The sequence below is a fragment of the Candidatus Coxiella mudrowiae genome (assembly GCA_001077715.1).
Lineage (GTDB): Bacteria > Pseudomonadota > Gammaproteobacteria > Coxiellales > Coxiellaceae > Coxiella > Coxiella mudrowiae.
This window is the reverse complement of the sequence record CP011126.1, coordinates 1,196,217-1,212,675: the sequence shown is the minus strand read 5'-3', so window position 1 is coordinate 1,212,675 and position 16,459 is coordinate 1,196,217. Positions and strand designations below refer to the sequence as shown.

Genomic DNA, 16,459 nt, shown 5'->3' with positions numbered 1-16,459 from the left:
TTTTGTATGGTAAAATCTGGCTATGAATCAATTCGCACAGGTACATAGTGCTCTTTTTTCCCTGACCTTGTTATGGGGATTGACCTTTCCCCTCATCAAAGAGGCTGTAAGTGTAATACCGCCTTCCATTTTTATCGTTTTGCGATTAGCCATTGCCAGCTTAATTTTTTTACCTTTTATCCTTGCTTATCGAAAAAAGATGTCATTCACAATGATAAAGTGGACAGTAGTACTTGGATTTTTTGAAAGCGCCACCTATGTTTTTCAATCCATAGGATTGGAAACAGTAAGTTCAGCAAATTCTGAATTTTTGACAGACTTTAGTGTAGTTGTGGTATCTTTTCTCACATTAGTTTTCCTTAGAAAAAAACTACAATGGTTTGACTTTGCGGCTGCATTATTATGCCTGGTAGGGATTTTTATCCAAATAGATGCCGATGTATTTACATTGACTAGTGGAGATTTTTGGACGCTCGCTTGTGCCTTTTTTTACAGCTGTTATATTGTGGCATTACAAGCTTTCTCTAAAAAAATAAAGGCAAAAGATACTACTTTAGCTTTGAGTTATAAAATTGCCTTTTCGTTATTTTTGTCTCTTCTAACTTTCTCGTATGAAAATATGGGGGTAATTTTTTCATGGTTTGTTGTTATACCCGTTCTATTTTTCTTAATTTTTGTTACCTGTCTTGTATTTTATTTGCAATTTTGGTATCAGCGATATGTATCTATGAGAAAGGCAGTATTAATTTATGCTTTTGAACCTATTTTTTCTAGGATTTTTGGTTATCTTCTCAATAGCGAAAAAATTTATTTAAATAATATTAGAGGTCTTTTGATTTTAATCACCTTTCTATTGTCTGGATTAGCCTCCTTTAAAAAACTGCAATTAGTGTAACAATCGATAATTAATTTACTAATTAAGTCATTATGAACGCTTTTTTCAATAAGTTGACTGATTCGGTTAAGCGTTTATCTGGAGAGCGCATCGTTGGGAGTTTTAAAACCGCGTTGGCTTGTTTGATCGGTATACTCATCGGAAAAACATTCCATTTGGCAATGCCTCAATGGATTTTGATTACCATCTTCGTAGTTATGGCCACGAATATTCGTATTGGCGGAGCGATAAGAAAGTCTTATTTTCGACTGTTAGGAACAATTATAGGCGCGTTTTTAGCGGGTGTAGCTTTATTTTTCATAGGAGATCACCCTAACATCATTCATTTTCTATTAATTTTATTGATAGGAGTTTTTGCTTATTTAGCTTCCAGCTCGACAGACATAGCTCAATTTGGTTTACTGGGTGCCACGACGATGGTGATGATATTGGATGCCCGAGCACCTACATTAAAAACAGCTGTTGACCGAACCTTAGAAATTTTCATTGGAATTTTGATTGCTATCGTTGTTAGCCGATTTGTTTTTCCTCGGCATGCCAAAAAGCTCCTTCGTGTAAGTATTACCAATACCTTACAGCAATTCCAGGAACTTTTTGAATTCTTTGTTACTAAAGAATTGACCCTCGATTCTTTAAAAGAGCAAGAAAAAATTGAAAACAATGTGATTAATGAGATTTTAAAGCAGAGCACGTTATTGCAAGAGACAATAAATGAAGATCCTCGAGTAAAAAAGAAACGCTTTATTTACCAAGCTATTTTTTTGCTCGAAAGAAAATTATTGAGAAGCATCTATATGCTTGTCCAAACTATTCTAGCGGAGTCAGCGCAAATCCGAAGTTTTTCTCAGAATAAGCAACTTTTTGAGCTTCATCGCCGAATATTAGATTTATTTGATTTTTTAAGTGCCCTTTCGTCGAAACAAACACCCAAAATTACTTTGCTTCCTAAAGAAGAAATTCATGCGGTAATTGATAAAGTAATACGGCTTCTCTTTCAATCTACAGGGGGAACTTATCGAATTATTAATGTTCATGCTTTTGAATTTTGTTTAGAGCATTTAGTCGGAGTACTATATGAACTGGAAAAATGGCTGAGTAAGCTCGACTCTAAGGAGCATTTATCAGAGCATTAAAAATGTCACAATTTTAATCAAGGCAACGTATACGTATTTTAATTGTGATCTGGGAAATTTTATACTTAATTTTGAACAAAAATATCCCGCTAAAGCGCTTAGAATTACAGCAATTCCAAGCAAGGGTAAATTGACAAATCTAACGTGGTCTCCTCTCCTGAAAGACCAATTTTGAATAATCCTGTTATCATTAACAAAATAGCAGCTACTGCCGAAAATATAGTGCTTGTTAAAGTGGTACATCCAATAGCTCGTCTAAGATCTAATCCGCATTTATGCAGGTAAGGAACTGTAAATACCGAAATTCCGAGCAAAAATAATAACAAACTTATAATAGTAGATAGAATTCAATTTTTAAAAGAGGATAGTGACCAAACGTGTTTATCCCGTTCTTGATAGTAGAAGCCTAGCCAAAGAACAACGAGTATTACCACTGCCCCAAATAAGCCCTTTAATAAGGTATTAGAGATTATGTTTAACAAAACAACTTCTAAAAGAGTGCCTAATTAATAAATCGGATGCGATTTTTTTTAAAAGCAAAAAAAGTCAATGTATTGATTTCGCCATTAGACTCGAGTAGCCGATATCCCAAGCAGAGCGCTTATGGCAGCGGTGGTTGCGATAGCTATTTGAATTTTATAATTGTGTGAGCAAGAACAAAATAATCTAACACATAATAGAAGCCTGGCATCAGAATTAAGCCGGATCTCACCACCAAAAAGCCCATATACGAGACCTGCCCCTAGACCTACTATAATAAAAAAATTATCAATAATGTGATATTCATTAGCTAAATGACCTATGCTTAATTAAAATCCAAAACAACAGCCTCTCAAGGTAACTATAAAGTGATGTAGGGTTTTGCACTTATAGTGGAGAGCCAACTTTAAAAAAATCCAATAGAATAACGCCGCTTTAGGTATTTATCAATGAGGAAAGCGGCGTAGATTCGAGAATTAAAAAGAGGCTTAGTGGATACGATTTTCGTCTTCCAAGATTCTCTCGACAGCTTCTCCATTTAGCTCTGTATCTTTTGACTGTCTTGCAATGTCGCCTAAGGAAAGGATTCCTGTCAGTCTTTTTTGGTCATTGAGTACTACTAAGCGATAGATTTGTTTTTCTTCCATATGCTTTACAGCTTCATCCAAATCATTACTTTCAAAGCAATATTCGATGCTTTGACTTATCACATCGTGAATAGAGGTCTGATCGGGATTTTTTCCTTTTGCAATGAAATGTACAACAATATCTCTATCAGTAATGGTGCCAATTAAACGATCGTTTTCTCTTACTGGAATAAAGCTGCAATCTAATTCCGCCATTTTTTTTAGCTGCTTCCTTTATGCTACTGGTAGGGGCTACTGTACTGGTAGGTGATAGATAAGCTGGTTTCTTAGACATAACTTCCTTAACTTGTATAGTTTTCCTCCTAGTAAATCTTGCTCATTAATCAAAATATAGCATACCTCTAACCAGGTAAATTTTAAATATAATGAAATAATTACACTTATTAGGCACTATCCCTTTTGTTTTAAAATTAATCTGGTAATATTTGATAAATTACCCAAGTGGGTAAATCCGCCAAAGTTAAGAAGCTAGTGATGATTAATGTACTTTTAGTTGAAAATCACGTGACGGTTCGTCAGGGTATTCGTTTGATGTTGGACAATGTTAAAGGTGTATCTATTGTTGGTGAAGCTAGCATCGGTGAAGAAGGGCTAAATCTAATACGCGAAAATGAGCCAAATATTGTGATCTTGGATTTTCAATTGCCGGATATAAATGGGCTGGAAGTAGCTCGAAAGATTCTCCATCGCAATCCCGATATAAAAGTTTTGGTAATTACGGCTATGGAGAGTGACGTTTTACCAATGCGCTTATTAGAGGCTGGAGTTAAAGGCTTTATGACGAAAACCAGAAATTCTATTGTGAATTTAGCGAGCCATTCCGGCTATTCACAGTGGCCAACGTTATCTAAGCCCTGGGGGGCCTCTTAGCGAGTCAATTAATTTTAAATAAAGCCGATAAAAATTTGGATTCGCTTTTTGATAAAATCAGAAAATGAGAAATGGAAGTTCTGTTGCTTTTAGCTAAAGGAATAAAAGTGAAAGAAATTGCCACCAAATTATTTATCACCTCGAAGACCGTAAATGCCTTTCGTTATAGAATGCATAGGAAATTTGAGTTAAAAATGGTATTGGTTTTATTCGTTTAGCTGCTCAGTATAGCTTAGTTTCTATCGACAAGGCTTAATTTTTTTGATTTTCTGGATAGAAGGGAGGTATAATGATATTTACGAAAGCAAAATTTTAGAAAAAACCATTAGAGCAAAGCTATTAGGGCCTCGTCTCAGAAATTATCTTAGCACAATTAGCTGGATAGATTTTCTTAATTTAGTAATTAGTGTTGTTTTATTAAATGAATTTTTTGAATTATTAGCGGCGGGTTTTTTCTGAAAGCGGGATGCACATCAAAGGCTGCTTTTTCTGTTTAGTTACAATACATTAGCTTCTTTGTTAAGAACTTTTATTATTTGTAAATTGTTACAGATGGATATTGGCGCCATTTAATAGCTCTTCTCTTTTTTGTTACTGCCATATTATTAATCTTACTTTCTTATGCGAATGGTTGTTTTAGTTAGCACCACGATAATATTTCTTTTTTATTATTTTTTAGCACACTTGGATGTTCTTGGCACATGGTTATTTGAATATCTTTTGCCGTTTCTCTATACGGCGTGTATTTTATTTAGCGACGTTACTTGTTCATGCTTTATTGAAGCGAAAAAAATATTCAGGATTTTGGGGAGCTAAGGTATTTCAAAATGATCAACTTTGGGCGAATCTTTTTCTTATTTTTTTATCGGGTATTTTACTTTAGTATGTTAATTACTTATCTAACAACGTGAATCAATTTTCCAATTTTGTAGGTTTGGAAACTTTGATTGAGTTTATTATTCTTACCCTGGCTAGTTTGTTTCTCAATAAGCGGCACTTTTCCCATCAAAAGCGAAGTTCCGGGGTCATTTTTCGTCGCAATCATCCTTTCTACGCACGGCTCTTAGATTTTCCCTAGCTCAATTTATTGACTATTATCATTGGTGCAATGTTAGTGTTTCAGGTGTTTGAAGATAAATTTTTGCATTGGTTTAGCATAACGGGCTACCGACAGTTAGTGGATATCTATTCAGAATACAGTCATACCCCTGGATGGTTCTTAAACTTCATTGTCTTTATTGGAGCCAAAGCAGACATTATGATGCCTGTGGAATTGGTGATTGAGTCGGTTTGTGCTTTAGCCTTGGTCAATCTGGTACTATGTGCACCTTTTATGATCATCGTCGCCGCTCTTTTTCTTTTATTAATTTATATCGAGTTTGGTGTACTTGCCACCTGGCCCCCTAATCTGGGAGCTATCTATGCCCACCTGGACTTAGGAATTACTGTTGACGAGTATTGTTGCCATAGTCTTGAGTCTTTATCACCTGGGTACAATGCCGACGGTCCAGAATACGCCAGAACGTCTCTTAGGAAGAGGTATTTTGGGTAAGACTTCCTTCTTTACTCGGTTTGTGATTGCCGTTGTTGTCGGTTTTCTCTTAGGACTTGTTTATTGTGCTAAAACTATACCCTCGGTACCCTCGGTAAATATAATCACCTCGTTGCTATTGAAAGCGGCCTGACATTGTTTTTCTATGTCTTTATTTTATCCGTCGTATATTATATAAGAATCTAATTTTTAAGTATTTTTTTTGAATTTCAGAATTAAAAACTTCCAGGGGTTAAGATTTTATTAACATTAGTATGTTACTCTTTAAATTTAAAGTAAGAATCGTTAACAGTGTGGGATGGTTATGCGAAGTATTCCTGAAATTTTAGAATTTTTGATCCAACAAAATCTTGACCAAATTGATGCTGGCGTTTTCTGAAGTTTACACACGTTATGAATATTTAAAAATATAGCTTATGAAAAAACTAAGCAACTGTGGACGAAAAATAGAGCTGAATCCTCTTCTGTAGAATTATCTTCAGTAGCTGAAATGAAGTCTTTTGAGAAGTAGCAGGACCTGTTACGCACTAAATTTGAGAAATAAATAATTGGTAAATTAAAGGGAAACGGAAAACGGTTTTTTTATGATGTCCATTGTAGCTAAGAGTAGTAGAAATTATTTTTGAAGAGAAATTTTTGAATAGTTGTTTAAATGCATCAAAAGCAAGCAAGGATGATTCTTGAAATACTGTGGTTTGGGAGCTCTTTGACATCCAGAGCGGAATGAACTTCATGATTGGGTTTGCTTCTTGGATGATAGCGGTCAAGGCCGTTGGTGAAGATCAAAAAAAGCAATGAAGAAATTTATAGAATGATTCATCCTTGTAATGAAGAGACCTAGAAACTTGATGGTACCTCTTGGATGGACGTGACTGACGGTCATAAAAAAGGAAGCAATACTACTTCAGAAGTATAAGAATTCCGAAAAGTATCAAAAAATCTAGAAAGCTCAAGAAGCTATTAAAGATTCAGATCCCCTATTTGTCCTCATAAAAAAATTAGATCAAGAAAATAAAGAATATATAAAAATTTTGAATCAGGAAATTAAAAAAATGAAGCCTCTGGGTCCTGTAAAACACACAAAATATCAGAAGAAAAAGAGGTCATGTTACGAAAAAATCCTTGGTTCAAGAATTACAAGGCATTCTTACAATACATTTTTTCGAAAAAAATCACTGTTCTATCAACGAACGCAGGCCAGGGACGTTATGAGCATGTATCAACAAAGATTGAATCATTGTAAAGATGGAAACAAATCTCTTCATGGAAACAAATCTCTTCATCGAGATCCTGCATGGAAGCGTGGGGTGGGTTTGTTGGTTCAAATACTAACTGTCTTGGGAATCCCGGTGAGGCTCGTTTATAGCAAATACAAATATGCAGAAAGCAAGCAGTGTCGGATCATTTTAAAAAAAATTCCAACAGTTTCTACATGAGGCATAAAATCTCTCTTATCTGTCGCAAGAAAGTTAATATTCATTTGTGAAATGATCAGTCTAAGTTTTTTCTGAGTACTCTCAGGCTTTACTCATGTTGAGGAATATCATGATTACCAAAAACAGAGGTGCTATTAGTAATCCGGAAGAGCAGTTTGAGAAAGAAAAATATGAGAAGTTTGATGATGGTTGCGACAGTAACGCAGAAGACGAATCGTTGTCTCCATTAGAAACGACGCTCTTTAAAGATAATGCCAAAACGGTTATTACCCGTAACGATTCTCCAGATATTGGTTTTGAATAATCGATTAATCCGTATCGGGGTTGTGAGTATGGCTGTATTTATTATTACGCGAGACCCAGTCATGCTTATATGAACATGTCGGCAGAACTCGATTTCGAAACGAAAATCTTTTATAAAGTTAACGCGGCGCAATTACATACAAGAGAAATTAACAAGCCCAGTTATATCTGTAAATCCCTTATATTAGGCGCTAATACTGATCCTTATCAGCCGGTAGAGAGAAACTTAAAAGTAACTCGTAGTATTTTAGAAGTCTTGAATGCCTATAATCACCCAGTGAGTATTATTACTAAAAATTCAATGATCGAGCGGGATATCGATCTTTTAACAGCCATGGTAAAACGGCGATTAACAACAGTAGGGGTAAGTGTTACTTCACTTTCCAATGAATTAAAATAAATATTAGAACCTCGAGCTTCCACACCTAAAGCTTCATTACCAGCTGTTTCACATTTAACGACAGTAGGTATTCCTGTTCGTGTGATAGCAGCTCTGATGATACCTATGATTAATGATAAGGAATTAGAGAATATCCTAAAAAAGCAGCGAGTGGAGCGGGAGCAAAGCATGCGAACTACACTCTGGTTCATCTGCCCCCTATGAAGTTAAAGATTTATTCAAAGAATGGCTTGCAGAATATTTCGCCGAACGGGGGCGAGCATGTTATCAATATTATCGGCCAAATGCGCGGAGGTAAAAAAATATGATTTCACCTTTGGATTACAGATGTGGGGTTTATCAGGAAATATTTTCGGATTTACTCGAAAAGTATTTTTATTTAGCTTGTAAGCGCTATACAATTAAATGCTTATATCGTTCCTGTACCAACCGTAAGATTACTGGAGTGTGTGGGGGTGAATGTTTCAACGTTGATCGAATAATCATGCGGATGGTTCTTTATTTTATTGATATTTTAGTGATTTTATTTTCGGTAAGCTTTGTAATTATCGCTTATATTTTGATGTGGATCATCGTGCCAGAGGCACTAGAGCAAAGCGAAGGCGAGACGATGCACTGGAAAGACAAACAACCCATTTATAAACAGCTTAAAGAGAAAATTATTGAAGCGATTGTAGATGGAAGCTATCCCGAAGGGGAGTGATTCCATCGATTAGAAAAATCAGCACGGAATATCGAATCAATCCCCTCATAGTATCTAAAGCTTATCAAAGCTTGGTAGATGAGAAAGTAATCGAAAACAGCGTGGAATTGGAATGGTTGTCAAATCGGGCGCCCGTCACAATGGCTTTTAGCTAATGAAAATAGCCTTTTCAATTAGTTTAAATTTACTTTGACAGTTAAATTTACATTTAAGAGTGTTATTATGATTCTACAGCGTTCTGGGAGATAATCCGAGTAAAGCATCCCCCTGTTTAGCTATTTTCTTCACAATAAATAATAAAGACATTCGTTTTTGCGTGGAGATAAATTTAAAGAAGAAATTGGTTGATTTAGTAAATAACTGTTTCCTGCTTCTTTTGTTAAACTGTTTTCTAGAATTAGCGAGGCACGTTTCATTAAATATTTATTGAGTAGCGATACTTGACTTATTACTCAAATAAAATTCTTATTTTTATCGAATATGACTTTTTTATCAGCAACCAGAGTCCAAATATTTCCATCTGCATAGCGGTAGATATCTAGAATTTTTAATTTTTTCTCTCGCTTTCTTATCTTGTTGCCTGAAATTTTCAGAAAATAGAGAAGCTTCACATTTTAAATCGTCATCATATATACCAATAATTTCATCGATCGAATTAAAATCCCATAGTTCCAAAAAGTTTTTTTTGAGGAAATGATTAGCTCTTGCTATCTTTTACGATTAAATAGCCAGGAAATTGCCAGAAAATATGTTCAGGAATTTTAGTAAAGGCGCTAACAATTTTATCTATTTTATCTATTTTATCTATTTTATCTATTTTATCTATTTTATCTATTTTATCTATTTTATCTATTTCTTTTTGGGCTTTCATTCCGCCAACCATAGGCTTCACGTTTCGTCTATTATATCTATTGATTTAACGACATCCAAGATCTCTTAGTTTGCTTACCTCTTAAAAGAAAGCTTCCTTTAAGGAGGATTTTTTTAAAGCGCACTAAACCATACTTGCTGCCGCTTTCCTTAACTCGTCTCTTCTTAGTTCCTCTTCAAATGACGGCTTTTGCTTTACTGACTGGAAAATGCTTGTTATGCTTGCATCGAAAGAAGGGTTTTCAGGGTTGATCGAAGGAAGGTGTTCGGATTAAAGAGCTCTTCGCTTTCGGATTGCCTATTCTCTTCTTGATTGGAAAACCCAGCATTAATAAGTAAATGAGAAATATGAAAATCCTAATAGTGGGTAGTGGAGTGGGAGTGGGAGCCAGTGGGAAAACCGTTCAAAAACTCTTGGAACATCTATCAGACACAAACTACAAGTCCTAGAATATTTAACACGAATGGTTGAAGCTTCTAATGGAAATCCAGTACGGCTATCGTTAATTTTTGATAAACGCAGGACTGGGGCTTTGGGGGCGTGAAGGGGAACTTTCTCGAAGATGAAGAGGAAGAAAGTAAATTATGGTTGTGCTGCTTCTTCTGCGTAATTATGAATAATTAAATACAGTAACTACCAATTGAATTTAATCGCATGTGAAAGCATTTGATCTCTTCCGTGATGTGCCGGAAAGTGGTACGAAGGGGTGTATTAAGGCCTAATTAGTTGAAAATATGTTCCAATTTATTAAGTCGATTAAAAATTTTATTACTAAAGGTAAATGTGCTTATAAAGGAACATGTCCCTTTTGTAATTATAACTTTCATTTTATGAGATATAGCGGGATGTCTTAGGCGTTCCCACATTTTTATTGTAATACCTGCTCAAATGTAATTTTAAGGAAATCTGATTTTAAAAAGGTTATGCAGAATAATATATCTGAGGATTTATTGCAAGATATAGTCCAATCTTTTCCTAATTCTAATTGTGAAGGGAAATTTTCTTCTGGAAGCAAATCCAAAATGTCCTCATTGTAAAAGTGAGATACCACACCGTGGTATAATAATAAATAGATTAACAGATCCTCATTTAATTGTTATGGAAGGTGCGAAAGCATATTTTAAATAATAGAGAGACTGTTATTTAATTTAACTCCGCTTTTTCAAGCGACTCAAGGCTTCCATCGTAATACTCAGATAAGTGGTGACCATCCATTGAGGAATTCTGTCAAGATAATCTGAATATTTCGCTAAAAATTTTTGATATAGTTTTTGAGGTGAGTCCTAGAGAAGACTCAATTCATGTTATAATATCTTCCAAAAAAGTGCTATAGCATTTTGCGAATGTAGGATTTTTTTCAATAAATTAGTACTATTCCTTAATGTCGATCGAATAGACAATCAAGCCATCAAGCGCTTCTGCTGTAAAAGGTGTTGGTTTACACTTAGCCATGGTATACGTCGAACCAATAAATAACGGACCTATTCGCTAACGGACCTATTCGCAATGACTAAGCAAGCGTTACCATCAACTTTGTTTAGTATCTCTTTTAAAATTTCCAATGTTTTAATTAAATTCTTATCATTGGATTTTCGGTAATATCCACAATTATTTGGCTTACAATTATTTGGCTTATCTAATGAAGATAAATTGTATAGCATAGATCTCCCCATATAGTGAACACATTTTTTAAAAATAAAAGAACTATTTTTTACTAAATTGTAAAACCAATCAATCTGTTACGAAAGGAAATTTAGTTAAAATCTTTTTAATTTGATCTAAATTAATAATTTTTATTCAGGACGGACGTCCGTGTGAACGCAATATGGCTACCAAATTTTTAAGAGATTATTAAAAAAGGAAAAATAATAAAATGATTAAACTTGCTAATATTAGAATGTTGCATTTTGTAGCAGATAAGGTGGGTGATTTATGTTCTGAGATCGTTTTCTTATTTCTTAGGTGGGTTGTATACGGCTCTTTATTATTACTGTTTCAGTTTCACCAGGTGTTCATTATACGTTAAATGTTGATTGTATTGTCGATATGATTTTTTTTAAAATCATTATCACCATTCATCGTCTCGGAGCATAGATATCTTGTAGGCTTTGAGTGGCATTGGTATTGTGCTCTTTAAATCTTCTGATAGATTTTCTTCTGATAGCTTTTAGAATCTGATTTCTATTTATTGCTGTTGCATGACTTTTTACTCCAAAAATCTGTGCTTTGTTGACAAGATGTTTGATGTACTGTGAACTATAACCTTCTAAATCCGATGCGAATTCTTCCATAAATTCATCATTGATACTCCTCGTATTATAACAAGTAAATGATAGATAAAACTCTACAAGAGCTCTTCGGTTTTCATGATTAGGAAGTGGAACCTTAATAATTTTATCAAATCTTCTTAGACGCTTTAATGGAGGGTCTAAATATATTAGGAGCATTAGTTGCGCCAATTAAAAAAAAATTCTCATTCTTCCTAAACCCTCCATCCATCTGAATTAGCAACTCACTCAATACTCTACGATTTGCACCACTATCACCATTAGAGTTAAGATGTGAGCCTATAGCATCAATTTCATCTATAGAATAGTAATACTTGGTCGTGATTCTTTTTTCGCTCTTTCTCGCATTCTCTCAAATGCATCACGTACATTCTTTTCGGAGAGTTACCAAAGTATGGATTATTAAATTGCGTTGTACTTGACAACCAACATATATCGGCTTCTTCAGCTACTGCCCTAACAAGGCTTGTTTTCCTAGTGCCTGTGGGGGCATCAATAGACCTGGAGGCATTCTAGCCACTATTTTTTCGTAAGCTTCGAAATTTTTGAGAATTTCAGCGCATTCTGTTATTTGATCTGGAACCTTACCTATTCGCCAAAACCTCTAACGTCTTGATATTTTTTATGGGTGTATGGATATTTGGATTTATTTTTAATAAGCGCTTTTGGGGTCGAACTTTTAGCCTCTGGAATGGTACTTTTAAATGCATTTGTTTTTTTATCTGCAACGGTAGGTGTAGATGCACCGATCTTTCTAACATCTCTAACATCTCTAACATCTCTAACATCTCTAACATCTCTAACATCTCTAACATCTCTAACATCTCTAACATCTGCGCCTGGACTATAGACAACTTTAGACTAAAATGATAAGTTTCTATGTAATTAGATTGATAGAGTAGTTCTTCTCAAGGCAATAACCTCGCTTAAGCTGATGTGAAATAATATGTACCCTAATCTTGATATAGTATATATACGCCGGCGATTTCCTGTTAACAAAAAATCTTAAACGCTAAATAAGTAACTATTCACGCCATTTTTAATGGGCTATCCATCCTTAACGCCAAATTATATTTAGCCTAGTTGTTATTCTTTGTGGTAAAAATAGAACGAGCTCACTCCCGCAAAAGTCACACAAAAATACAGTGGGTAAAGTGGTTAACTGGGAAGTGTTGTAACACTTTGATTTAAATACCGAGGGAGGGACTTGAACCCTCACAGTGTCGTCACCACCGGATTTTGAGTCCGGCGCGTCTGCCAATTCCGCCACCTCGGCTTGATGGAGGTTAGTATACCATCAGCTAATTCCTAATCAAACTCAAGAACTCGGCCCGAGTTCGCTCATCTTTGCGGAAAGTACCAAGCATCATGGAGGTTGTCATGTCAGAATTTTGTTTTTCTACCCCTCTCATCATCATGCAAAGGTGTTTTGCCTCAATAATGACGCCGACTCCCTTGGCATCCGTGACTTTAGCGATAGATTCTGCAATTTGCTTGGTGAGATTTTCTTGGACTTGTAAGCGTTTGGCGTACATATCCACAATACGTGCAATTTTTGAAAGACCGATGATCTTGCCATTGGGCAAATAAGCTACGTGGCATTTGCCAATAAAAGGTAGAAGGTGATGTTCGCATAACGAATAAAGCTCAATATTTTTAACAATAACTATCTCGTCCATATCGGATTCGAAAATGGCGTTGTTAACAATCTCATGCAATTTGTCTTGGTAGCCTGAGGTAAGAGATTCCAGGGCTTTCTGAAAGCGGTGAGGGGTTTCCCTTAAGCCTTCACGGCGAATATCTTCCCCCAGGTTGGTTAAAATGGCTTCAACATGTTTTTCTGTGGTGGTATTGGTCATTTTCTAGATTTCCGATTGTCTTGTAGAGTTTCAGGGCGTGCCGAAACCGCAATTTGATCATAGAGTTAGCCTGGCGGCCAATTCATTTGGCGCCCCCCGAGTAGATGAAGATGGATATGGTATACGACTTGTCCTCCGCCCCGGTTACAATTGAGTACGAGACGATAACCCGCATCCGCCATGTTATTATCCCGAGCGAGTTGGATCGCTGTGGTTATCACATGTCCTAAAAGTTGCTCATCTGCTTGGGATGTATCATTAATTGTAGAAATATGACGACGTGGAATAATGAGAATATGGGTAGGAGCTTGAGGCGTAATATCGTTAAAAGCTACTACCTGATCATCTTCATAAATTAATTCTCCAAGTTCACCTTTAGCAATTTTGCAGAAAGTACATTCCATTTTTTTCACCTTTCTAATGTGAAGCAACGCTGGTATCGCTGCGTAATTCAATGGTCTTCAAAGTGAGTAGCAATGGTATCAATAAGATAAAGATAATAGCAATGACTCTGAATCCATCCAAAAAGCCGAGCATACTTGCTTGTTGTTGCGCAATCAAACCGAGGCGGTTGACTTCTACAGGGTGTAGAAAAGTCAATTGTTGGGAGGCAACCAATTGATGAAGATTAGGATTGTAAATGGTGATGTGACTTGAGAAAGTATTCCAATTAATTTGTGTGGTACGGCTGACGAGTGTGCTTAAGAGAGAAATTCCTATTGATGTCCCGAGCATTCGCGAATAGCTATATAAACCAGCACCTTCCGTAATATCTTTTTTAGGTAAAGTAGCCAAGGAGTAAGTAGTAAGTGGTACCATTAGAAATCCCATACCAAAACCTAAGAAGGCATTATTCGCTAAAAATTCCTGAATCGATGAGTTTAGATTGATGTGTGTAAATCGAAGGGCACCGTAAATGCAAAATACTATACCGGTGGTTAAAATAATTTTAATGTTAATATATTTCATTAATTGTGGCACAAATATCATAGAAACTGAGCTAGCAATTCCTAAAGGTGCCATCGTCCATCCTGCGGTTAGAGCCGGATAATTAAATAAACGTTCTAATAAGATAGGTTCTAAGGTAATTAAGCTAAATAACGAGCCAGAAAATAAAGCAAGCACCAGGCAGGAAATTCTAAAGTTGCGATCTTTAAAAATTTTTAATTTAACGACTGGAGAAGAATGGGTTAAACTTCGAATGATAAAATATATCGTACAAAAAATTGCCATTACCAAGAGTATTAAAATTAGATTGGAATTTAGCCAGTCATTTTCATTGCCCTTGTCGAGAAAAATTTGTAAAGCGCCAACGCCAATGACCATTAAAATTAGCCCCAACCAGTCGATACGTTGATAACGACGTTCTGTTTCGGGAATTACCATTAGCGTCGATGCTAAGCCTAATAGGCATACTGGAAGATTAATATAGAAAATCCACCGCCAACTCATATGTTCTGTAATAAAACCACCTAAAGTGGGTCCGCATACCGGCGCAGCCATAATTCCAATTCCCCAAATAGACATCGCTTTGCCTTGTTCTTCCAGGGGAAAAGTTTCTCGTAAAATAGATTGAGATAAGGGGATAAGGGAAGCGCCAAAAAGTCCTTGGAAAACTCGGAAAATGACGATTTCTGATAAGGATTGTGCAATTCCACATAAAACGGACGCTACCATAAAACCAGTGATATTCGTTAAAAGTAATTGTTTTTGACCGATGCGACTGCTAAAAAATCCAGTTAGAGGCAACATAATGGCTGAAGAGACAATATAGGAAGTCGATACCCACGTAATTTGATTTTGATTGGCTCCGAGTGAAGGCATTATGTAGGGTAAAGCGACATTAACGATGGTAGAATCCAGCACTTCTAAGATAGCAACTATCATAATAGTTGCGATAACGAGCCATCTTCGAGAATAGAGATTATTGTTATTTATTAGTATGGCAGTCTTCATAATTAGTGAACGGCAGTTGTGTCAATGAACGGCAGTTGTGTCAATAGTAACAGTGCTGCTTGCTCCTAAGCGGAGAGGATAATTAGGTTTTCGATCGGTAATAATGATTTTTACAGGAAACCGTTGAGTCACCTTAACCCAATTGCCGCTAGTATTTTCCGGGGGCAGTAAGGAAAAGCTCGTTCCACTATCTTCGCTAATGCTCGCAACGTGCCCAAGAAAAACTTGATCGGGATACATATCAATTTTAATGGTGGCTGATTGACCGGATCGAATATTTTCAAGTTGCGTTTCTTTAAAATTAGCCGTGGCCCACCAAACTTTATCTTCGATTAAGGCGAATAAAACTTGATAAGAGTTAACATTATCGCCTCGCCGCAAGTTAAAATTAGCTATGAAGCCATCGGCTGGAGCAACAACATGGGTGTATTCTAAATCGAGGCGCGATTTTTTTATGGCTGCCTTGGCTAATCGCAATTGAGCATTTTTATCATCAATTTCTCCCCGTTTCTCAATTAATTCTTGCAGTTGGTTTTTGGCTGCGGTTAATGCGGCTTTGGCTACATCTAAATTTTTAATGGCAAGGTCGCCGTCTGCGCGGGAAACAAATTGTTTTTTCATTAAAGCCAATATGCGATGGGTAACAAGACGAGCATGAATAAGTTCCGCTTTCCTTTCGGCTACTACTGCTTTGGCTGATTGTACAGCCATATCAGCGGCTTGAATTTTCTGTTTGGTCTCATCGAGCTGTGCGCTGGATTTGATAAGCTCGATGGTGAATGGAGCTGGATCAATATCAAAGAGAGGTTGATTTTTCTGGACGTGCTGGTGGTTACGAACGTACACCTTAGCAATAGTGCCACTGATTTTAGGAGCGATATTAATTACATTTCCCTGAATGTAGGCATCGTCCGTACTGGGATAACGCTTTTCATGGCGCCAGTAAAAATAACCGCTGATAAGCAGAATGGCAATGAGTGAAAAAGGCAAAACAACTTTAATGATCTTCTTTATCATAATGCTGGGTTATCTTAGCATAAGAGGTGACTTTGATAAATGAAGCTCC

General features: G+C 36.1%; 12 protein-coding genes, 1 tRNA gene and 3 pseudogenes. 6 read left to right on the top strand and 10 right to left on the bottom strand.

Features of this window, described 5'->3' with window-relative positions; genetic code table 11:
• The first annotated feature begins 22 nt into the window (after positions 1–22).
• Both CleRt_RS05695 and CleRt_RS05690 read left to right on the top strand, forming a co-directional pair.
• Entirely contained in the window at positions 23–895 is an 873-nt protein-coding gene (locus tag CleRt_RS05695; protein ID WP_048875407.1) for a DMT family transporter, read from the top strand.
• A gap of 53 nt (positions 896–948) precedes the next feature.
• The gene (locus CleRt_RS05690) at positions 949–2,028 is read left to right on the top strand and encodes an FUSC family protein (RefSeq protein ID WP_235378903.1); all 1,080 of its coding nucleotides are present in this window, start codon (positions 949–951) and stop codon (positions 2,026–2,028) included.
• Positions 2,029–2,996: 968 nt separating this feature from the next.
• On the opposite strand, the gene CleRt_RS05680 is transcribed toward CleRt_RS05690, so the two are convergent.
• Positions 2,997–3,350, bottom strand: a complete 354-nt coding sequence (locus CleRt_RS05680) for a CBS domain-containing protein (RefSeq protein ID WP_200899551.1) — start codon at positions 3,348–3,350, stop codon at positions 2,997–2,999.
• 279 nt (positions 3,351–3,629) lie between these two features.
• Here CleRt_RS05680 and CleRt_RS05675 point away from each other — a divergent pair.
• The 4 genes and pseudogenes from CleRt_RS05675 to CleRt_RS14180 all read left to right on the top strand — a co-directional run bounded on the left by CleRt_RS05675 (position 3,630) and on the right by CleRt_RS14180 (position 8,419).
• Positions 3,630–4,281 (top strand): annotated as a pseudogene (locus CleRt_RS05675) (response regulator).
• 1,192 nt (positions 4,282–5,473) lie between these two features.
• Positions 5,474–5,710, top strand: coding sequence for a hypothetical protein (locus CleRt_RS12145; protein WP_235378902.1), 237 nt, complete (start codon positions 5,474–5,476; stop codon positions 5,708–5,710).
• Between the two features lie 1,412 nt (positions 5,711–7,122).
• Positions 7,123–8,113: pseudogene (locus CleRt_RS14185) on the top strand (PA0069 family radical SAM protein); the annotation flags it as partial.
• Between the two features lie 3 nt (positions 8,114–8,116).
• Positions 8,117–8,419: a PspC domain-containing protein gene (locus tag CleRt_RS14180; RefSeq protein ID WP_371440261.1), complete on the top strand. Its 303-nt coding sequence runs from the start codon at positions 8,117–8,119 to the stop codon at positions 8,417–8,419.
• 697 nt (positions 8,420–9,116) lie between these two features.
• Here the strand turns inward: CleRt_RS14180 and CleRt_RS05645 are convergent.
• The 9 genes and pseudogenes from CleRt_RS05645 to CleRt_RS05610 all read right to left on the bottom strand — a co-directional run bounded on the left by CleRt_RS05645 (position 9,117) and on the right by CleRt_RS05610 (position 16,410).
• Positions 9,117–9,302 carry a hypothetical protein gene (locus CleRt_RS05645; protein ID WP_048875404.1) on the bottom strand — a complete coding sequence of 62 codons (186 nt, stop codon included), beginning with the start codon at positions 9,300–9,302 and terminating at the stop codon, positions 9,117–9,119.
• Positions 9,303–11,365: 2,063 nt separating this feature from the next.
• Complete coding sequence (locus CleRt_RS10585; RefSeq protein WP_048875403.1) at positions 11,366–11,749, bottom strand: ATP-binding protein; 384 nt, start codon at positions 11,747–11,749, stop codon at positions 11,366–11,368.
• Positions 11,688–11,861 (bottom strand): AAA family ATPase, encoded by a 174-nt coding sequence (locus tag CleRt_RS14175; RefSeq protein WP_371440259.1) that lies wholly within the window; start codon positions 11,859–11,861, stop codon positions 11,688–11,690. Before CleRt_RS14175 ends, CleRt_RS10585 begins: the two co-directional genes overlap by 62 nt.
• Positions 11,862–12,162: 301 nt before the next feature.
• The gene (locus CleRt_RS05635; protein WP_157870864.1) at positions 12,163–12,411 is read right to left on the bottom strand and encodes a hypothetical protein; all 249 of its coding nucleotides are present in this window, start codon (positions 12,409–12,411) and stop codon (positions 12,163–12,165) included.
• A gap of 359 nt (positions 12,412–12,770) precedes the next feature.
• Positions 12,771–12,854 (bottom strand) — tRNA-Leu (locus CleRt_RS05630).
• A gap of 25 nt (positions 12,855–12,879) precedes the next feature.
• The gene (gene folE, locus CleRt_RS05625) at positions 12,880–13,437 is read right to left on the bottom strand and encodes a GTP cyclohydrolase I FolE (RefSeq protein ID WP_048875401.1); all 558 of its coding nucleotides are present in this window, start codon (positions 13,435–13,437) and stop codon (positions 12,880–12,882) included.
• A 65-nt stretch (positions 13,438–13,502) separates the two neighbouring features.
• The gene (locus CleRt_RS05620) at positions 13,503–13,841 is read right to left on the bottom strand and encodes a histidine triad nucleotide-binding protein (RefSeq protein WP_048875400.1); all 339 of its coding nucleotides are present in this window, start codon (positions 13,839–13,841) and stop codon (positions 13,503–13,505) included.
• A gap of 40 nt (positions 13,842–13,881) precedes the next feature.
• Positions 13,882–15,393 (bottom strand): annotated as a pseudogene (locus CleRt_RS05615) (DHA2 family efflux MFS transporter permease subunit); the annotation flags it as partial.
• A gap of 21 nt (positions 15,394–15,414) precedes the next feature.
• On the bottom strand, positions 15,415–16,410 hold the full coding sequence (locus tag CleRt_RS05610) for an HlyD family secretion protein (RefSeq protein ID WP_048875398.1): 996 nt from the start codon (positions 16,408–16,410) through the stop codon (positions 15,415–15,417).
• Positions 16,411–16,459 lie beyond the last annotated feature (49 nt).